This window comes from Bradyrhizobium sp. MI1.10 (genome assembly GCF_055811035.1).
This window is the reverse complement of the sequence record NZ_JBVVPN010000026.1, coordinates 100,560-119,723: the sequence shown is the minus strand read 5'-3', so window position 1 is coordinate 119,723 and position 19,164 is coordinate 100,560. Positions and strand designations below refer to the sequence as shown.

The following is a 19,164-nucleotide window of genomic DNA, read 5'->3' as shown; positions in this document are numbered from 1 at the left end:
CGGGTGCCAGCCGGCACCCGGCCTTCCCTGCGCCCTCTTGGACAAGAGGGTGGAATGACCAAGCAAAGCTCGGGCGAATTTCGCCGCGAGAACGCGGCGGTGCGTCCGCCAACCCCAATATTCCGGTTCGGGCACCGATGACTTGTCCCTAACGCTAGGGACAGACACGTTGCTGCGATCCGCTTAGCATGGCCCCGCCCGGTTGCTCGGGACCGCAGGAGAAAACGCGTATGTCGGACGACATGCCTCTTGAGCGGCGACGGTGTCGTGGGGAGCACTGCAAGCTCGAGCCGGGGCGCCGACGCAGCCGGCGGAATCGTCAAAGCGGACAGGGAGGAACAGGACATGAAGATCGGTTTCGCGCGAGCCTCGCTTCTTGTGGCATGCGTCCTTTATGGAAATGCGGCTCACGCGGACATCAAAATTGGAATTGTGATTTCGGCAAGTGGCCCGGGATCCGCACTGGGACAACCGCAGCTCAAGACGGTTGCAGCTCTTCCGAAAGAGATCGGTGGAGAGAAAGTGACCTATATCGTCCTGGACGACGAGTCGGATTCGACAAAAGGGGTCCAGAACGCACGCCGGCTGGTGATCCAGGACAAGGTCGATGTGCTGGTCGGCTCCTCTCTGACGCCGGTGACCATGCCGATGCTGGATGTCGCGCTCGAATCGAAGACGCCGCTGCTGTCGCTCGCTGCCGCTACCGCCATCGTTCAACCGATGGATGAGAAGCGCGCCTGGGCTTTCAAGGTCGTTCCCAATGACGACCTCATGGCGGCCGCCATCCTCAAGCATATCGCGAATTCAGGCGTGAAGACGCTCGGCTATATCGGTGTTTCGGATGGCTACGGCGAGGGCTACTACAAGGAGGTGAGCCGCCTCGCGCCCGCGCTGGGGCTGACCGTAACCACACACGAAGTCTATGCGCGAGCCGACACCAGCGTCACCGGTCAGGCGCTGAAGGTGATGTCGACCAATCCGGATGCCGTCTTCATCGCGTCCGCGGGAACTCCGGCGGTCTTGCCGCAGCAGGCGCTCCGCGAGCGCGGATACGCCGGGAAGATATTTCAGACTCACGGCGTGGCCAGTGAGGAATTCATCAAGCTTGGTGGCGCGAACGTCGAAGGTGCCGTATTCGCGGGCGAGGCCTTTACCATTGCCGCCGACCTCCCCACGGGAGATCCGTTTCGTCGCTCGACGGAGGAGTTCGTGACCGCGTATGAAGCGGCAAACGGGCAAAAGCCCAACATGTTCGCTGCTCACCTCTGGGATGTCGTCGCGCTGATCGGAAAAGCTTCGCCGGATGCGCTGAAGACGGCAAAGCCTGGCACAATCGAATTTCGCGCGGCCCTGCGGGACGCACTCGAGCGAGGGCAGAACATCTATCTCAACAATGGGCTGTCGAACATGAGCAAGGCCGATCACAACGGCTATGATGAGCGCTCGGCCTTCCTGATCAAGGTCGAAGGCGGGAAGTTCCGCCTGGCAAAGTAGCGGCGCGCCAATGCACGATCTCGCCTGCTCCGCCTCAGACCCAGCCTCCATCGACGATGTAGTGCTGGGCTGTACAGGCGGAAGCCTCGTCGGAAGCGAGGAAGATGGTGAACTTCGCGATCTCGTCCGGCATGAGCTTGCGCTTCAGGCATTGTCGTTGCATCAGCTCGACCTCGCCCTGTGGCGTCATCCATTTATCGAGCTGGCGCTCGGTCATGATCCATCCCGGCGCTATCGCGTTCACGCGGATGTTGTAGGCGCCATAATCGCGCGCCAGGGAGCGCGTGAGACCGATGACGCCTGATTTGCTGGCGGTGTAGGCGGCCATGCCGCCTTGTCCGGCGATCCACGATACCGAACCGAAATTGATGATCGCGCCGGCATTCGCCGCCTTCATGTCCGGCAACACGGCCTGCGCAGCAAAGAACTGGTGCTTCAAGTTGACCGCGACACGGTTGTCCCAATATTCCGGTGTCATTTCCTCGGTGCTGTGCCGCTCGTCATGTGCGGCATTGTTGACGAGGATGTTGATCGCGCCGTGCACGTTGCGCGCCTCCGCGACACCGGCACGCAACGCGGCGATATCGGTCAAATCGACACGCATGAAACGCGCGCTAAGACCTTGATCCGACAGCTCGCGTGCCAGGGATTGGCCCTCGTCGACTTTGATGTCGAAGAACACGACATTGGATTTCTGCTGTGCGAAGCGCCGCACGATCGCAGCGCCAATTCCGGATGCGCCCCCGGTGACGAGAACGACCTTGCCGGCGAGGTCGGAATAAACGGCAGCCATGGATATCCCTCGATTTGCGTTGGGGCAGCGCGACGCGCCGCCCGATTCTCGCGCTCACCTTAACGACCTCCTTCGTGAGGTGCATAGATCAGAATTTTAGTTGCGTACCTCAAAAATCGAAGGCAGGATTGCACCAAAGAATAAAAGCCGTTGGGAGGAATGTGATGAGACTGCTCGGGAAACTGGGACTGGCCGTTGTCGCATGCCTGCTCGGAGCGAAACTCGCTGCGGCCGATACGACGGTGAAGTGGCTGCACATCGAGGCCAACCCGGCCCAGGTCAAAATCTGGGAAGAGGTTGCGCGCGCCTTTGAGGGGTCGCATCCGGGCGTCAAGGTCGAGATGCAGTTCCTCGAGAACGAGGCCTACAAGGCCAAGCTGCCGACCATCCTCCAATCCAAAGACCGGCCCAACATCATCTACAGCTGGGCGGGCGGTGTCCTGAAGACGCAGATCGAGGCCGGCGTGCTCGACGACATCACCGATTCTGTGAAGGGCTACAGCGACAGTCTCACGCCGGCGGCGCTCGCCGCCTTCACCCGCAACGGCCGCGTTTATGGTCTGCCCACGGCGCTCTCGCAGGTCGGCTTCCTCTGCAACAAGGAGCTGATGGCCAAGGGGAAGGTCGATCCTGCCGGGATCAAGAGCTGGGACGATCTGCTTGCTGCCGTGAAGGCGTTGAAATCCGCCGGCGTGACCCCGATCGTGGTCGGCGGCGCCGATAAATGGCCACTGCACTTCTACTGGACCCATCTTGCTGTGCGCATCGGCGGCAAGGCGGCGTTCGATGCGGCGCTGCGCGGCGAGAACGGCGGCTTTGCCGGGGAAACCTTCCAGAAATCCGGCGAGCTGTTCAAGCAGCTCGTCGATCTCCAGCCGTTCCAGAATGGCTTCCTGGGCTTCAAGAATCCGCAGGCGGTCGGCTATTTCGGCGACGGCAAGGCGGCGATGACGCTGGCGATCAGCACGGTCTATCATCTGCAGCGCGCTCTCGCCGCCGACAAGGTCGGGTTGACCGAGGACAAGATGTGCTGGTTCGACTTCCCGGTCGTGACCGGCGGCAAGGGTGCGCCCACCGATACGCTCGGCGGCATCACCGGTTGGCTGATTACGAAAGGCTCGCCGAAGGAAGCCGTCGATTTCCTGAAATACTTCGTCTCCAAAGAGGTGCAGACGCGGCTTGCCGCCGGCAACTTCATCATCCCGGTGGTGCAGGGCGCGGACGCAGGGCTGAACAACAGCTTCATGAAGCTGATCGCCGCCAATCTGGCGAATTCGAACTACCACCAGAACTTCTATGACCAGAGCCTGGGTCCGTCGGTCGGCCGCGTCGTCAACGACGTCACGGCCGAGATCGCCGGCGGCAGCATGAGCCCGCAAGAGGCTGCCAAGGCAATCGAGGCGGCGTGGAAGCAGGGCAACTGACGGTGGCGCGGCGGACCGCGAGCGTGTCGGCGATCGGTGCTGCTGGCGAGATGGTACCGCAAGTCAGGGTCCGTGGCCCGGTTTGGGACGGCAGGCTGACGGTGCTCATCCTGTTCCTGCCGCCGGCGCTGCTGTTGTTCACGTTGTTCGTTGTGCTGCCGATCGGCGAAGCAGCCTGGTATTCGGGCTTCAATTGGAACGGGTTCGGCAGGCCCACCAACTGGATTGGCTTGGACAATTACCGCTTCGTGCTGGAGACCCGCGCCTTCTGGCTCGCGCTGCGTAACAACGGGCTGATTATCGCTGTTTCGCTCGCCATCCAGCTGCCGCTCGCGCTCACGCTGGCCTTGATGCTCGCCGAGCGCTTTCGAGGGGCGGTGGCGCTGCGCATGCTGTTCTTCATGCCCTATATCCTGGCGGAGATCGCGACCGGGTTGATCTTCAGCTTCGTCTATGATGGCGACTACGGCCTTGTGGCTTCGATCTGGCGCAGCTTCGGCGCCGAGCCTCCGCATCTGCTGGCTTCGACGGATACGGCGATGCTGGCGGTGCTGATCGTGATCGTCTGGAAGTACTTTGGCTTCCACATGATGCTGTTCATCGCAGCGCTCCAGAGTCTCGACAAGAGCCTGGTCGAGGCGGCACGCATCGACGGCGCGACCCGATCGCAAGCCCTGCGACATGTGGTCATTCCCTTGCTCTATCCGACGATAAGGCTCTCCGTGTTCTTCGCCATCGTCGGCTCGCTGCAGCTGTTCGACCTCGTGATGCCGCTGACGCGCGGGGGGCCAGCGGACTCCTCGAACACGATGGTGAGCTTTCTCTACAACAACGGCATCTCGCGCATGCGGGTCGGCTACGGCAGCGCCATCGGTGTCATTTTGTTTGCGATCTGTGTGACCTTTGCCTTCACGTACAAGCGATGGTTCATGCGCGATGAGTAACGCCAGGATCATCCGCGCGCCGTTCGATCCCGCAATGCTGTTCAAGCTGGTGTTCCTCGCCGTCGTTGCCATCATCGTACTGGTGCCGCTGCTCGCGACCTTGTTCGGTGGCTTCAAATCACTCGGCGAATTGCGCGTCAATCCGTTCGGCCTGCCACGTCACTGGGAGTGGCAGAACTATGCTGATATCCTGTTCTCGGCGCGTTACTGGCAGCTCTTGCGCAACTCGCTGATCATCTCGACCCTCACGGTGGCCCTGACCCTGATCGTCGCCTCGATGGCGGCGTTCACCTTTGCCCATATCAGGTTCTTCGGCAGCTCGATGCTGCTGAGCTACCTGACGCTGGGCCTGCTGTTTCCGGCGGCGACAGCGGTGCTGCCGCTCTTCATCAAGGTGCGCGATCTCGGATTGCTCGATACATATTTTGGCGTTGCCCTGCCGCAAGCGGCCTTCGGTCTTGCGATGAGCGTGTTGCTGCTGCGGCGCTTCTTCAAGGACATCCCGTACGAACTGCTGGAAGCCGCGCTGGTCGACGGCTGCAGCTATATCAAATTCTTCCGCTATGTGACGTTGCCGTTGTCGCGGCCGATCCTGGCGACCGTCGGTACCATCACCTTCGTCAACAGCTGGAACGCCTATCTGTTGCCGCTGGTGATGCTCAACACGGACGCGCTCTATCCCTGGCCGCTCGGCATCATGGTTTATCAGGGCGAGTATTCGTCCGAGTGGCATCTGATCCTGGCCTTCATCACACTGACCATCCTGCCGACGATCATTATCTTCCTTCTCGCGCAGAAACACATCGTCGCAGGCCTCACTGCCGGCGCGGTCAAGGGATGAACGGCACCTCACGGAGATCACAATGAGAAAAGTCGGCATCGGCATCATCGGCTGCGGCAATATCAGCACCGCTTATCTGAAGGCGGCCCAGCGCTTCCCGGTCATGGAAATCAAGGCGCTCGCCGATATGCGCAGCGACATCGCAGAGCGGCAAGGCGCCGCCTTCGGGCTGCCGGCGATGCGGGTTGATCAACTGCTCAAGCGGGACGACGTTGAGATCGTCATCAATCTCACCGTGCCACTCGCCCACACCGACGTCAGTCTCGCGGTGCTGAACGCCGGCAAGCACGTTCATTCCGAGAAGCCGCTCGGCATCAACGTCACGGAAGCCCGCAAGGTGATGGAGCTCGCCGCGCAGAAGAGTCTTCGCGTCGGCTGCGCGCCCGATACGTTCCTCGGCGGGGGGCACCAGACGGCGCGCAAGTTGATCGACGATGGTGCGATCGGCAGGCCTGTGGCCGGTAGCGCGTTCTTTGGCTGCCCCGGTCACGAGCGCTGGCATCCGGCGCCGGGTTTCTACTATTTGCGCGGCGGCGGGCCAATCCTTGACATGGGCCCGTACTACATCACCGATCTCGTGCAGTTGCTCGGCCCGGTGGCGAGCGTGATGGGCTCGACGGCGCGTCCGAAATCCGAGCGGTTGGTCACCAGCCAGCCGATGAACGGAACGCTGATCCCGGTCGAAGTTTCGACCCATGTCGCCGGCACGCTCGAATTCGAGAGCGGGGCGGTCGTCTCGATCGCGATGAGCTTTGATGTGCCCAAGCACCGACATGCGCCGATCGAGATCTATGGCGACAAGGGCAGCATGCTGGTACCGGACCCGAACCGCTTCGGCGGCGAGGTGCAGGTCGCGAAGACCGGCGGCGAGTGGGAGCCGGTGCCGCTGACTCACGGTCATGTCGACGGCGAGTTCCGTTCCATCGGTGTCGCCGACATGGCCTCCGCGATCCTGAACAACCGGCCGCATCGTGCCAGCGGTGCGCTCGCGTTCCACGTGCTGGAGGTGATGGAAGCGTTCCAGACCTCTGCCGACGAAGGGCGACGCGTCAAGATCGAGAGCTGCGTCGAACGGCCGGCGATGCTGCCGGCCGGGCGTGAAACCGGACAGATCGACTGAGGGAATGACCATGCGCAAGGCAATGATTGTATGGGGCGGTTGGCCGGGGCACGATCCCGATCTCTGTGCTTCGATGATCCGGGGCTGGCTGAAGGCTGAAGGCTTCGAGGTGCGGATCGAAACCACCACCGCCGCGTTCGCCGATCCCGCGATTCACGACCTGTCACTGATCATCCCGATCTACACCATGTCGAAGATCGAGAAGGCGGAAGCGCTCAATCTCTGCGCTGCGGTCCGTAGCGGCGTCGGGCTCGCCGGCCATCATGGCGGCATGGGCGACGCTTTCCGCGATTCTGTCGACTACCAATTCCTGTGCGGCGGGCAGTGGGTTGCGCATCCCGGCAACATCATCGACTACAAGGTCGACTTGACGAAGCCGGATGATCCCATCATGAAGGGCCTGAAGAGTTTCGAGCATCGTTCCGAGCAGTACTACATGCATGTCGACCCCGCCAACGAGGTGTTGGCGACGACGACCTTCACCGGCGAGCACGCACCCTGGATCGAGGGCGTGGTGATGCCCGTGGTCTGGAAGAAGCGATACGGCGCGGGCAGGGTGTTCTATTCCTCGCTCGGCCACCGCGCTTACGAGCTCGACGTACCGGAGATCCGTACGTTGATGATCCGCGGCATGCTGTGGGCGGCGCGCGAATGAATGCTGGTGCGACCCAGCCGGTGCTTCGTGCCACGCTCGAGGACGTCGCGCGCACGGCAGGTGTTTCGCTCGCCACCGTCGACCGCGTCGTCAACCGGCGCGAGGGCGTGCGCGCCAAGACCGTCGCGCGGGTCGAGGCCGCGGTGGCAAAACTCGGCTATCGAGCCGACGTCGCGGCCGCGCGGCTTGCCCGCGGGCAGACGTTCCGCTTTGCCTTTGTGCTGCCGACGGGTAGCAACAGCTTCATGACCAACCTGACCGAGCAGGTCCAGCGCACCGCGGACTGGCTCGCCGGCCAGCGCGGCTTCATTGATATCCTGCATGTCGACGTGTTCGATCCGGACGTACTCGCTGCCGCACTGGAAAATCTCTCGCCGGTGTATCAGGGCGTCGCCGTCATCGCGCTCGATCATCCCAGGGTGCGCGCCGCGATCGACGAACTCACCACGCGCGGGGTCGCTGTGGTGACCCTTGTGTCGGACGCGCCGAGCTCGCGCCGGCTGCACTATGTCGGCATCGACAACCCGGCGGCAGGCCGCACCGCTGCAACGCTGATGGGACGGTTCCTCACTGGTCGCGAGGGGACGGTGGCCGTGATCGCGGGATCGTTGTCGCTGCGCGATCACACCGAGCGGCAATTCGGCTTCCACCAGATCCTGTCCAGCGAGTATCCGAACCTGCTCGCGCTGCCGGTGATCGAGGGCCGCGACGACAGCGAGCGCACGCGGGAGCTCACTGCGGCACTGCTCGCGCGCCAGCCCGATCTGCGCGGCATATACTGCTGCGGCGCCGGCAACCGTGGCATCGCCGATGCGCTCGAGGCCTCGGGACGCGCGCGCGAGGTGGTCTGGATTGCCCATGAGCTGACTCAATACACACGGCGTTTCCTGGTCCGCGGCGCGCTCGATGCTATCATCAACCAGGATCCCGGCCACGAGGCACGGTCTGCGGCGCGAGTCCTGCTCGCGCATTGTTCGGGTGAGCCCATCAGCCCCGACCAGGAGCGCATCCGCATCGACATTTTTCTGCGGGACAATCTGCCGTAACCTTTGAGTCGCCTGCGGAGCGCATCAGAAGCTCGCGGCCATTGCGGCCAGACGTTGGTGGGCGCGTTCGCGGGCCGCCTCGATCGGCTGTTGCGGTCCGGTGGTTGGTCCGATTGGAATGAAACGGACATTGTTGATCCCGACAAAACGCAAAATTTCGCGCAGGTAAGGTGTTGCCATGTCGATGCGCCCGCGGTTCATTCCGGTGGCGAAATCGCTGCCACTGGCAATGATGACGATGGTCGGCCGGTCCTTCAGCAACGGGACATACCCCAGCGACGGATCGAACCGGAAGGTGAGCCCGGGCTGGACGATGACGTCGAACCATTGCTTGAGCTTATAGGGAATGCCGAAATTCCACATGGGCGTGGAAATCAACACCCGCTCGGCAAGCGCCAAGCGCACCCATCCGCTCGGCCTCCGCGAAGCTGTCCCGCTGCGCGTCGTTAAAGGCCTGCGCCTTCATCCGTGCATATTTGGCCTCGACAATAGGGCCTGAAAACTCCGGCAGGCGCTCGCGCCAGAGATCCATGACGTCCACGTCCCAATCGGGCCGAGCTTGGCGAAAGCCATCGAGGAAAACGCGGGCGCCGGCGCTTGACCAGGAGTCGTCGCGGGGCGAGCAGGACAGGTGCAGGAGCTTCGCCACCGCTCATCCCAGCGCTTTGATGACCGCATCGGCCCTGGTCACGACGGCGACGTTCTGCATGGCGAAGTTGATCGACGCGGCGTGCCAATCGGCGTTCATGGTCGAGCAGCAATCCTCAGGAACGATCATGAAGTAGCCCTTGTCGGCACCGGTCCGCGCCGTGTGCTCGACCGACATGTTGGTCCAGGCGCCGGTGTTGATGATCATGTCGCGACCGGTGGCTCTCAGGATCGTTTCGAGCTTCGTGCCTTCCCAGGCGCTCATTCGCACCTTCTCGACCACGAAATCGCCGGGCCGTGGTTCGAGACCTGAAACCGGTGCCGCGCCCCAGCTTCCGCGCACCATCGCCTTGCTGTCGACGAGACCCTCGAACAGTGGCGCATTCAGAGTCACGCCGGGCGCGCCGGGCTCAACGACGAACCAGACATGGATGACGGCGACGCCGCGCGCCCGCGCGGTTTCGGCCACGCGGCGGACGTTCTCGACGACATGCTGCTGGCGCGCATGCCCGGGCGCGCCGGAATCGGCAAAGGCGCCACCGTCCATGATGACGTCGTTCTGGAGGTCCTGGATGATCATAGCGCAGCGTCGCGGGTCGAGCTGCATCTCGCCGTCGGCGAGGACGGGTGCAGCGGAAGCAGAGCCGGCCGCCGCTGTGCCGCCGCCTCGCTTGCCGCTCATATAGGGCTCGTGGCGCGGTCCGACCTTGGTGGGAATGGCATAGACCGAGTGCGTCGAAGTCAGGTACAGCGTGCGGAAATCCGGCCCGCCCCAGGTAAGGTTGGCGACAAGCTCGGGCAGGCGGAGCTTGCCGAGCAGCTCGCTGCGCGGCGAATAGACCCACACGCCGCCGGGTGCCGTGACCCAGATGTTGCCGTGCTGGTCGCACTTCATGCCGTCGGGCAAGCCGGGCTCGAGCTCGGAGCGGATGCCGCTCGCGAACACACGCGCACTCGACAGCGAGCCGTCGCCGTTGACATCGAATACGCGGATCAGTGCCTGTACGGTGTCGTTGACATAGAGCAGTTTCTCGTCGGGCGAGAAGCACAGCCCGTTCGGCTGGTCGAACAGATTGCGGTCCACGACGAGCTTCGGCTCGGCGCCGGGCACCACGCGATAAACGCCCTGGAAACCGAGCTGCCTTGGCCGCTCGACGCCATAGACCGGCATGCGGCCATACCAGGGATCCGAGAAATAGATCGCGCCCGAGGAGTGCACGCAGACGTCATTGGGACTGTTGAGCTCCTGTCCCCCAAAGTGCGAGGCCAGCACCTCGCGCCGCCCATCCGGCCGCTCGCGGATCAATGACGACGTCGCGTGCTCGCAAACGATCAGATTGAGTTCGGCGTCATAGGTCATGCCGTTGCATTTGTTCGAGGGACGCTTGACCTCGGCGACGCCTCGCCGCGCATCCCAGCGCCGACGCACGTCGGCCGGCATGTCCGAGAACAGCAGATAATGATCGACTGGATGCCAGATCGGTCCCTCCGTGAAGTCAAAACCGGTGCCGATCTGCGCGACTGGTGCGTAGGGGTCAATCAGGGTCTCGAATTCGGAGCGTAAGGTGACGTGCGTCATCATCCATCCTCTGGCGTCTAGGCTGGAAACCAGTTGCGCTGGGGCAGGGACTGCACGACCGGCCCAGGCACCTGGTCGTGGAGTCGGCCGACGACGTTGCCACCTTCGATCTTGGCGGGACGGTCATGGACCGGCAGCAGATATCGCGAATTGCTGAGCAGCTTCTTGATGGCGGTCTTCTCGGCGCGCTTGGTGGTGCCGTGATTGCCGGTGGTGCGCGGCTCCCAGTCGTGGATCTCGTTGAAGGGCGTTACGATCTGGTCGTTGAAATCATAGATGACGTCGCCGCAAATTGTGGCGATGCCGTCGGCGGTTTCGACGATGATGTTCATCGAGCCCTCGGTATGCGCATTCGCAGCGTCGCAGTAGACGCCCGGCATCAGCTCGATGGGACCTGTGATCTCAAGGTCGAGAAAGCGCAGGGCACTCTTGGTGTGCAGACGGTCGATCAGATGCTTAATATCCGGCGCCGGATATTGCGGATGCATCAGGCCGGACACGGAGTATTCAAGCTCCCGACGGTTGAGGACGACAGTCGTGTTCATCGGAAACAGATCGTCCTTGCCGGCGTGGTCGATGTGCAGATGGGTGTGGCAGACGAAGCGCACATCGCCCATCCGCACGCCGTGCCGTGCAAGCTGGTTTTCGATCATGTGCTCGTGATACTGCAGGCCGCGCATGCCCAGCGTTTCCATGATCTGGTTGGAGCGGTAACCCGTATCGACCACCACCGGATACTTGCCGCCGAGGATCAGGAAACCGAGGGTGAGGACGCGGCGGGTGCGGCCGCAATCGCGGCCGAGAACCAAAAAGCTCGATTCCAGCTCAATATCGCCATAGTCCAGAATCTTGATCTCCAGCGGCATTCCGTCCCTCCCTGTGTCCGTTCTCGTTGTTTCCTCGGCGCTCAGAGCCGATAGACGCGCATGGCAGTGGTTCTGAAAACGGCTTCGCGCTGATCATCGCGTAGCGGCGCCGCGGCGACACGGAATGCATCAATCAATTCGCGGTAGTTGGTCCACAATTTCTCGATCGGAAAATTCGAGCCGAACAGGCAGCGTTCGGCGCCGAAGATCGCAATCGTATCGGTCAGGACGGACGCGATATGCGCGGGGTCGTTGCGGTGGATGAAGGTTCCGAGCCCCGACAGTTTCGACACGATGTTCGGGCATGCGGCGAGGCGGGCCATGCCGGCGCGCCACGCAGCGCGGCCTGGGGGTGAAAGGTCCTCCAGCATGCCGGCGTGCTGGAGGATAAAGGTCACCTTCGGGCAAGATTCCACAAGGCGCGCGGCGTCCGGAATCTGCGGCGTGAACACCTGAAGGTCAAAGCTCCAGCCATAATCCGCAAGGCGGGCGATGTTGCGCTGGATCACGGGATCGGTGCAGAGATCCGGCCGCGCGGCGAAGCGATAAAGCGGGTTCTCGTGCCAATGCAGTTGCATGCGAACGCCGCGTACGAGGGTATAGCGCTTCAGGCGATCGAGCTGTGGACGCACGTCATCCACTGAAAAGTCGGCGTAAGCTACGATGGCATGCGGCCAGCCGTGCTCCTCGGCGGTCTGCTGCACCCAGGCGGCCTCGTCCTCGAAGCGGTCATTGGCCCAGTTGGTCTGGACATAGACTGAGCGGGTGACGCCGCTGCCTTCGAGGTCGCGGAGATATTCCCCGATCGGGTAATCGCGCCGGATCGGCTCGTATGGACCGAAGATGCGCGGCTGCATCGGACCGACCAGCCAGGGCAGGTCAGCCTGGCGCCAGATATGATGGTGCCCATCGACGATGTCCGTCACGCAACTCTCCTCTGTCCCAGCGCCAGCACATGCGCGACGATCGACGCGCTCGATCCACCATCGGCCAGGTCGTCGACGAAGCGCTCGATCGCGACCAGCGCTTCGGTCTGCGGCCGAAAGCCGGGACCGGCCGCGAGCGGCGTCAGCCAGCTCACGCGCCACGCACGGCGCGATAGTTTCGCGACCGCATCGCGCAGCGCGTCGGGTTCGCCCCGCTCCAGGCCGTCGGAAATAATGATCACGGCAGCTCCTCGCGCGTATCCGCCAAAGCGGGGCACGGCGAGAAAGGCCTGAAGCGCCTCGCCGATCCGGGTGCCGCCGTCCCAGTCGCTGACCACATAGGCCGCGGCCTTGAGCGCCTGCTCGCGGCGCTTGAGACGCAACGGGCGGGTGATGCGGGTCAGCCGCGTGCCGAAGGTGAAGACCTCGACATTGGGTGCCGCCTGCACCAGCGTGTGCGCGAACTTCATATTCTCTTCGGTGCGCGTCTTCATCGAGCCGGAGACGTCAATCAGAAGCAACACCTTGCGTGGGCGGTGCCGCCGCTTCAAACGTCCCAGCCGGAGGATTTCGCCGTCGCTGCGAATGGAGTCGCGGAGAGTGCGGCGCAAATCCGCGTAGGGTCCGCTGCGAGCCCGCATGCGGCGATGGCCGCGCCGCTTCGGCAGGCGCCTGGGCGCCTCGCGGGACAGCCGGCGCAGCGCATCGGTGGTGGAGAGCTGCGCAAAGCGGCGCTCGACCAGCGCTTCGGCGCGCGCAGCTGCGAGACCGGACTCATTGGCTTCGTCCGACAACAGTGGCTCGTCGTTTCCACGGGCCTCCTCTTGGAGCCGAACTGTCTCGTCGTCCTCGCCGTCATCGACGCGCTCGATTGCCTCGTTTCCGCGAAAGTGCAGATCGAACAGCCGGTCGAACGTTGCGCGACGCTCCGGTGGAGGGGCCAGTGTTGCAAGGGCCGCCTGCCGAATGTCTTCCAGGCAGCGGGGACCGAGCAACTGGATCGCGGCCAGGAACGAGGTCGTCTGTTCCGGTGCGACGGCAAACCTGTTCGTTCGCAACAAGCCGACGAACGAGATGAAAACACGCGCAGCGCGCGGCAGTTCGGGTTCGGCGCTCATGCAGAGGCCTCCGCCAGCAGGGCGTCGAGGCGCGGCGAAATGAAATGCAGATCCTCCTCGTCTTTCAGGGCAACCCCAATCGAGCGCCTGAAGGCATCGGGCCACCGTGCGCCGCCCTTGTGCAGCAGCGTGGCGGCCTCAGCCCAGTCAACGGCCTCGGCGATCCCGGGCGCCTTGCTGAGCGGCTCGCGTCGCAGCTTCTCGACGGCGGCGACGACGGCCCGCGCGGTCCCCTCGGCGACGCTGGAGGCCCGCATCATCACGATGCGGGCTTCGCGCTCCGCCGAGGGATAGTCGATCCAGTGATAGACGCACCGCCTCCGCAACGCTTCATGAAGATCCCGCGTGCGGTTTGAGGTGAGGACGACGACCGGGCGCTCAGAAGCGCGCACCGTGCCGCGCTCCGGGATCGAGATCTGAAAGTCGGACAGAAACTCGAGCAGGAAGGCTTCGAATTCCTGGTCGGCGCGATCGATTTCGTCGATCAGCAGCACAGTCGAGTCAGGCGCGCGCAGTGTCGCCAGCATCGGTCGCTCGATCAGAAAGGTTTCGCCGTAGATGTCGATGCTCTCATCGCCGGCCTGGCGGATGGCGAGCATCTGGCGCGGATAGTTCCATTCGTAGAGTGCGGCGGATGCATCGATGCCTTCGTAGCATTGCAGGCGGATCAGGCGGCGGCCGAGGACAGCGGCGATGGCTTTGGCGGCCTCGGTCTTGCCGACGCCCGGCGCACCCTCGACCAGCAGTGGTTTGCCCAGCGCCAGCCCGAGATAGGCCGCGGTCGCCAGCCCCTCGTCGGCGAGGTAATAGGCGGCCCGAAGCGCCTTCTCCAGTGCCTCGGGGCTGTCGATGCCGGCGATGTTGCTGCGGACGGTCATCGAGACCTCAGCGCCGCGCCTGAGGGCGCGCGCCGCCCTCGGCCTTGATCGCGCGCAGCACCTTCTCCGGCGTAATCGGCAGATCGTCGATGCGAACGCCGACGGCGTTGAAGATGGCGTTCGCGACGGCCGGCAATACGGGATTCGCGCACATTTCGCCGGGGCCTTTGGCACCGAAGGGGCCATCAGGCGCGGGGCGTTCCAACACGGCGATGTCGTGTGGGCAGATGTCGCCAGGACCGGGCATGACATATTCGACGAAGTCGCGAGGGCCGTGGACAGGGTCGGGATAATAGGGTTCAGGCGTCTCGTAGAGCGCGTGACTGACGCCCATCCAGGCGCCGCCGACGAGCTGTTGCTCGACCAGCCGCGGGTTGAGCGCGCGGCCGAGCTCATAGGCAGAGTCCATGCGGATCATCGTGACCTCGCCGGTCTCGTCGTCGACCTCGACCTCGGCGACAAGACAGGCATGGGCGTAGCAGGTCGCCGGCGACATCTCGCCGGTTTCCGGATCGACATTGGACAGAGGAACCAGGAAGATGCCACGGCCAGAGATGGTCTTGCCCTGCTTGAACTGCGCCGCGATGGCGACGTCCTTGGTGGAGATCGAGCGGTGCGGCGCGCCCTTGACGTGGATGTTGCCCCGGCCGTCGGTTTCGAGATCGGCGGCGTTGACCTCGAGTTCCTCTGCGGCGGCCTCCATCATCACGCCGCGCGCCTCGCGCGCCGCCGCCATCACGGCATTGCCGACGCGATGGGTGCCGCGCGAAGCGAACGAGCCCATGCAATGCGGACCGGTGTCGGAATCGGCGGTGTCGACATAGACGTCCTCGACGGGCACGCCGAGCGTCTCTGCGCAGATTTGCCGCGTGACCGACTTCATGCCTTGGCCGAGATCAATCGACGACAGCGCTACGGTGAATTTGCCGCTTGGGTTGGAATGGACCAGGGCTTGGCTGGGATCGCCGCCGAGATTCATGCCGATGGGATAATTGACCGACGCGATGCCGCGTCCGCGATGTCGGGTCATCTCAACGCCTCCTGGTGCCGAACACGGATGAGAATCGACCCGCCCCGTGCGAGGGCGATGCCGGTCGCGGTGGCTGCGGCGGGGAGGGCGCGGGCGGTGGGGGCTCGCGCGGCGGTTCGCGCGACGCGGCCGTTGGAAGGCGATCATAGCTCGTGCGCTGCGGCGCCGGCGCGGTTGTCCGCGCGTTGGTGTCGGCAGGCGTCCGCGGGATGACGGCGCGGCTGCCGCCGCCGTCCTTGCGGGAGGAGGCACGCTTGAACTCGTCGCGGATCGGCCATTTCGCTTTCTCGGCAGCTACCTGGACGCACTCGATCAGCGCCGTGTTCTTGGCCTCGCGCCGGTGCGCCTTCATGTCGCCGTCGCGATAGGCATTGAGGATGCGGAACTCCATCGGATCCATGCCGACGAGGTTCGCGAGCTTGTCCATCTGGCACTCGATCGCAAAATCCATGGCGGTGACGCCGAAGCCGCGCATCGCGGTTGCCGGCGTACGGTTGGTGAAGACGCAGTAGACGTCGCCATAGACGTTAGGGATGGTGTAGGGTCCTGGCAGGTGGGCTGCGCATTTCACCGCGGCATAGCTCGAGAGCCGCGTATATGCACCGCTGTCGAAATATGCGCGGATCTTTCGCGCAACGACGCGGCCGTCGCGCATCACGCCATCCTTGATGTAGATGCGCTCGGCGCCGCGCGGCGGACCGTATTGCATCTCTTCTTCGCGTCCGAACACGTAGCGCACGGGACGTCCCGTCAGCATCGCACCCAGGATGCATAAAGGTTCGGTCAGCGTGTCCACCTTGCCGCCAAAGCCGCCGCCGACGGTGCCGCCAATGAAATGGAAGGTGTTCGAGGGGACGTCGAGAATCTTGGCGCAGGTGTCGACCGAGAAGAACAACGCCTGGGTCGAGGTATAGACGACATAGCGGCCGTTGGTGTCGGGCGCCGCGATCGACCCGTTGGTTTCGGTCGGCGCGTGCTCGATCGGTGACATCTGGTAGCGTTGTTCGAGCACGTGATCGGCGGTCGCGAGTGCGGCATCGGCATCGCCGAAGCGGAGCTTTTGGTGGTCGTATCTGTCGTGATAAATGAAGGCATTCTTCGGATAGGTATCGTTGACGACGGGCGCGCCCGCCTTCAGCGCATCTTCCACGTCGAACACGGCCGGCAACGGCTCATAGTCGATCCGTACCTTCGCAATGGCCTCAAAAGCCTCGCGCTCGCTGTCCGCGACGATGGCTAGGATTGGCTCCCCCTTGTAGCGGACCTTGTCGACGGCCAGCGACGGCTCGTCGTCCTTGCCGAAATTGATCAGGCTCAAAAGTGTGTTGAGGTTGCGGGGCACGTCCGAGCCGCGGATGATCCGGCGCACGCCGGCTGAGCGTTCAGCGTCGGCTGTGTCGATCCGCCGGATCCTTGCGTGCGAATGGGTCGAACGGACGACTTTCAGGTGCAGCATGCCCTGGAGCTTGTGGTCGTTGAAATAGCTCGATGTGCCCGTGACATGGCCGAGCATGTCCTGGCGCTGTGTGCCCTTGCCGATCTCCTTGAGATCGTCGTCGCGCTCGTCGGCGAAAATGTCTTTGCGCAGTTCCAGCATGATCTGGTCCTTCAGGCGCTCACCCGGCCGCCGGCAGCGGCGAGGATGGCGTTGATGATCGGCTCGTAGCCGGTGCAGCGGCAGATGTTGCCGGAGATTGCCTCGACGATCTCGGCGTGGCTCGGGGAGGGATTGCGATCGAGCAGTGCCTTGGCAGCCATCAGCATGCCCGGCGTGCAATAGCCGCATTGGGCGGCAAAATTCTCGGCGAAGGCGCGCTGCAGCGGGTGGAGGTTGGGTCCCTGCTTCAGGCTATCCAGCGTCTCGACGGAGCGGCCGGCGACGGTTTCGGCTAGCGTCAGACAGGAGAGATGGAGGTCGCCATCGATCAGGACGCTGCAGGTACCGCAGCCGCCCTGGCCGCAGCCGAACTTCGGCGTCATGTCGCCGATCAATTCGCGAAGCGCGACGAGCAGGTTGGTGCCGCCATCGACGAAAATGGCGACATCGCTGCCGTTGTGACGAAATTGCAGGGCAGTCTTGGCCATACGATCTATTCCTGACCCAAGAGAAGACGACGCAGATGGACGCCGACGATCTCGCGGCGGTACCATGCGCTGCCGAGCGCGTTGTCGGACGGCGATGTTCCTTCCACGGCTGCAGAGGCTGCGGCCGCAACGGTTGCGGCATCCAGCGAGCGACCTTCCAGAGCGCGTTCGGCCGCCCGCGCACGTATTTGCGTCGGCGCCATCGATCCCAATGCAATTCGTGCCCCGGCGATCCGTCCGCCACTGATAGGCAGATATGCGGCGAGCGTGATGACCGAGCCGCCCTTGGGCTTGATCCGTGCGATCTTGCGGTAGCGGAAAGCCGCTGCGCTGGTCGGTCGCGTGCAGGACACCGACAGCACTAGCGAGCCTGCCTGCCTTTCACGTGACTGCAAAAATTCCTCAATTGGAATGTCGCGCGATCCAAAGCCGCCTTGCAGGGCCACGGTGGCATCGAGCGCAAGCAGGGCGACGGTGAAATCGCCATAGGGGTTGGGCGCGAACAGATTGCCGCCCACCGTACCCATGTTGCGCACCGCCGGGCCACCAATCGAGCGGGCAGGGGCGTGTAGGAAAGCGAGGTCGCGCTCGCCCAGAATCCGGGCGAATGTTACGCCAGCACCCAGTGTGATCCGCGGGCCTGAGGGGTCGATGCGCGTCAAGGCATGGTCATTGGCGCGCACGACGGTCGAGATCGAGATGTCGCCTTCGTTCAGTGCGCGCATCACCAGCGTGCCGCCGGCGAGATAGCGTGCGTTGCGATCGGACGACAGCGCGGCGGCGGCCTCGCTCGAGCTCGTGAAGGTCTTCACCGTCACAGTCATGTTGACACAGCCTCCTTGAGGTACCGGCGGATCGCTTCGAATCCCGCCTGGTAGATATCTTCGGCGACCATGTGGGTGATCCGGTCCTTGTCCTCCGGCCGTGTCGAGAAGCGGGATTCCCAGTGCCAGAAGGTGCGGTCGCCGTCGGTCACCGGCAGCAGGCGGACGTGGGCCACGTAGTTGAACATCGGAACCGGCGTATCGAGCAGGCAATAGCTGAAGGTCTGCTCCAGATCCGACAGCGTCAGCAATTGCTCGCGCAGCTCCGAACCGTCCTGCAGCTTGAAGCGCCTGACACAGCCGATCTTGTCCGAGGCCTGCGCGCGCTCGATCGTGGAGGTCGCGACCGCCGGATGCCAGCGATCGTGCCCGTTGAAGTCGCGCAGCACGGCCCACACGGAGCCGGTCGGTGCATCCAGGATCGTGCTCTTGACGATATGCGGCACGGCGCTCAGCCTCCGAACTGGCGTTTGAGGGCGTCGAAGCCGCCCTGGAACACGCCGCCGCCGATATTTGCGACGAGCTCCGCCTCCCGCTCGGGTGCGCAGTCGAACTCCGCGGTCCATTCCATGAAGGTCTGGTCGCCATCCGTGACCGGCGTCAGCCGAAGCGTCGCGACGTACTCCTCGACCCCCATCGGGGATTCGAGGATCGAGTAGGTGCAGAACATGTCGTAATCGGACAAGCCGAGCAGCTTTTCCCGGATGCGATCGCCGTTGCGCAGGCGAAAATCCCTGACGCAACCGATCTTGTCAGAGGGCTCGCCGCCCTCGATACGGCTTTCCGCAATCGCAGGATGCCAGTTCGGCAGACCGTTGAAGTCGCGTACCCGCGCCCAGACGCGGTCGTTGCGCGCGTTGACGACGGTTGAGACGTAGACCCGCGCCATGGTG

19 protein-coding genes and 1 pseudogene are annotated in these 19,164 nt (G+C 63.7%); 7 read left to right on the top strand and 13 right to left on the bottom strand.

All coding sequences use genetic code 11. The features are described 5' to 3' along the window. Positions 1-345: 345 nt before the first annotated feature. The gene (locus AC0L3K_RS25895) at positions 346-1,494 is read left to right on the top strand and encodes an ABC transporter substrate-binding protein (protein ID WP_219684424.1); all 1,149 of its coding nucleotides are present in this window, start codon (positions 346-348) and stop codon (positions 1,492-1,494) included. A gap of 34 nt (positions 1,495-1,528) precedes the next feature. Here AC0L3K_RS25895 and AC0L3K_RS25890 read toward each other — a convergent pair whose 3' ends face one another. Then, positions 1,529-2,287, bottom strand: a complete 759-nt coding sequence (locus AC0L3K_RS25890) for an SDR family NAD(P)-dependent oxidoreductase (RefSeq protein ID WP_007593048.1) — start codon at positions 2,285-2,287, stop codon at positions 1,529-1,531. 164 nt (positions 2,288-2,451) lie between these two features. On the opposite strand from AC0L3K_RS25890, the gene AC0L3K_RS25885 reads away from it, so the two are divergent. Genes AC0L3K_RS25885 through AC0L3K_RS25860 form a run of 6 tightly spaced genes read left to right on the top strand, consistent with a single transcriptional unit; the run spans position 2,452 to position 8,317 of the window. Next, positions 2,452-3,711, top strand: coding sequence for an extracellular solute-binding protein (locus AC0L3K_RS25885; protein WP_219684417.1), 1,260 nt, complete (start codon positions 2,452-2,454; stop codon positions 3,709-3,711). Between the two features lie 2 nt (positions 3,712-3,713). Continuing rightward, the gene (locus tag AC0L3K_RS25880) at positions 3,714-4,655 is read left to right on the top strand and encodes a carbohydrate ABC transporter permease (protein WP_473367137.1); all 942 of its coding nucleotides are present in this window, start codon (positions 3,714-3,716) and stop codon (positions 4,653-4,655) included. Then, the gene (locus AC0L3K_RS25875; RefSeq protein WP_219684416.1) at positions 4,648-5,496 is read left to right on the top strand and encodes a carbohydrate ABC transporter permease; all 849 of its coding nucleotides are present in this window, start codon (positions 4,648-4,650) and stop codon (positions 5,494-5,496) included. The genes AC0L3K_RS25880 and AC0L3K_RS25875 overlap by 8 nt, the downstream gene beginning before the upstream one ends. Before the next feature lie 22 nt (positions 5,497-5,518). Next, positions 5,519-6,616, top strand: a complete 1,098-nt coding sequence (locus AC0L3K_RS25870) for a Gfo/Idh/MocA family protein (RefSeq protein WP_354127585.1) — start codon at positions 5,519-5,521, stop codon at positions 6,614-6,616. 10 nt (positions 6,617-6,626) lie between these two features. Next, positions 6,627-7,271 (top strand): ThuA domain-containing protein, encoded by a 645-nt coding sequence (locus AC0L3K_RS25865; protein ID WP_219684414.1) that lies wholly within the window; start codon positions 6,627-6,629, stop codon positions 7,269-7,271. Beyond that, positions 7,268-8,317, top strand: coding sequence for a LacI family DNA-binding transcriptional regulator (locus AC0L3K_RS25860; RefSeq protein WP_007593037.1), 1,050 nt, complete (start codon positions 7,268-7,270; stop codon positions 8,315-8,317). Before AC0L3K_RS25865 ends, AC0L3K_RS25860 begins: the two co-directional genes overlap by 4 nt. 24 nt (positions 8,318-8,341) lie before the next feature. Here the strand turns inward: AC0L3K_RS25860 and AC0L3K_RS25855 are convergent. From AC0L3K_RS25855 to AC0L3K_RS25800, 12 genes and pseudogenes are all read right to left on the bottom strand, one after another. Continuing rightward, a pseudogene (locus tag AC0L3K_RS25855) lies at positions 8,342-8,966 on the bottom strand (FMN-dependent NADH-azoreductase). Positions 8,967-8,969: 3 nt separating this feature from the next. After that, positions 8,970-10,544, bottom strand: coding sequence for an isochorismatase family protein (locus tag AC0L3K_RS25850; RefSeq protein WP_007593033.1), 1,575 nt, complete (start codon positions 10,542-10,544; stop codon positions 8,970-8,972). Positions 10,545-10,561: 17 nt separating this feature from the next. After that, positions 10,562-11,410, bottom strand: coding sequence for an MBL fold metallo-hydrolase (locus AC0L3K_RS25845; RefSeq protein ID WP_473367130.1), 849 nt, complete (start codon positions 11,408-11,410; stop codon positions 10,562-10,564). A gap of 41 nt (positions 11,411-11,451) precedes the next feature. Further along, positions 11,452-12,336 carry an amidohydrolase family protein gene (locus AC0L3K_RS25840; RefSeq protein ID WP_354127588.1) on the bottom strand — a complete coding sequence of 295 codons (885 nt, stop codon included), beginning with the start codon at positions 12,334-12,336 and terminating at the stop codon, positions 11,452-11,454. Then, positions 12,333-13,454: a vWA domain-containing protein gene (locus tag AC0L3K_RS25835; RefSeq protein ID WP_473367129.1), complete on the bottom strand. Its 1,122-nt coding sequence runs from the start codon at positions 13,452-13,454 to the stop codon at positions 12,333-12,335. Before AC0L3K_RS25835 ends, AC0L3K_RS25840 begins: the two co-directional genes overlap by 4 nt. Continuing rightward, complete coding sequence (locus tag AC0L3K_RS25830) at positions 13,451-14,332, bottom strand: AAA family ATPase (protein WP_007593028.1); 882 nt, start codon at positions 14,330-14,332, stop codon at positions 13,451-13,453. The genes AC0L3K_RS25835 and AC0L3K_RS25830 overlap by 4 nt, the downstream gene beginning before the upstream one ends. A gap of 7 nt (positions 14,333-14,339) precedes the next feature. Then, positions 14,340-15,362 (bottom strand): xanthine dehydrogenase family protein molybdopterin-binding subunit, encoded by a 1,023-nt coding sequence (locus AC0L3K_RS25825; protein ID WP_007593027.1) that lies wholly within the window; start codon positions 15,360-15,362, stop codon positions 14,340-14,342. A 1-nt stretch (position 15,363) separates the two neighbouring features. Continuing rightward, positions 15,364-16,959: a xanthine dehydrogenase family protein molybdopterin-binding subunit gene (locus AC0L3K_RS25820; RefSeq protein WP_473367128.1), complete on the bottom strand. Its 1,596-nt coding sequence runs from the start codon at positions 16,957-16,959 to the stop codon at positions 15,364-15,366. Between the two features lie 11 nt (positions 16,960-16,970). After that, positions 16,971-17,447 carry a (2Fe-2S)-binding protein gene (locus tag AC0L3K_RS25815; RefSeq protein ID WP_473367127.1) on the bottom strand — a complete coding sequence of 159 codons (477 nt, stop codon included), beginning with the start codon at positions 17,445-17,447 and terminating at the stop codon, positions 16,971-16,973. A 5-nt stretch (positions 17,448-17,452) separates the two neighbouring features. Continuing rightward, the gene (locus AC0L3K_RS25810) at positions 17,453-18,271 is read right to left on the bottom strand and encodes an FAD binding domain-containing protein (protein ID WP_473367126.1); all 819 of its coding nucleotides are present in this window, start codon (positions 18,269-18,271) and stop codon (positions 17,453-17,455) included. After that, the gene (locus AC0L3K_RS25805) at positions 18,268-18,717 is read right to left on the bottom strand and encodes an SRPBCC family protein (protein WP_473367125.1); all 450 of its coding nucleotides are present in this window, start codon (positions 18,715-18,717) and stop codon (positions 18,268-18,270) included. The genes AC0L3K_RS25810 and AC0L3K_RS25805 overlap by 4 nt, the downstream gene beginning before the upstream one ends. Positions 18,718-18,722: 5 nt before the next feature. Further along, positions 18,723-19,160, bottom strand: coding sequence for an SRPBCC family protein (locus AC0L3K_RS25800; RefSeq protein ID WP_473367124.1), 438 nt, complete (start codon positions 19,158-19,160; stop codon positions 18,723-18,725). Positions 19,161-19,164 lie beyond the last annotated feature (4 nt).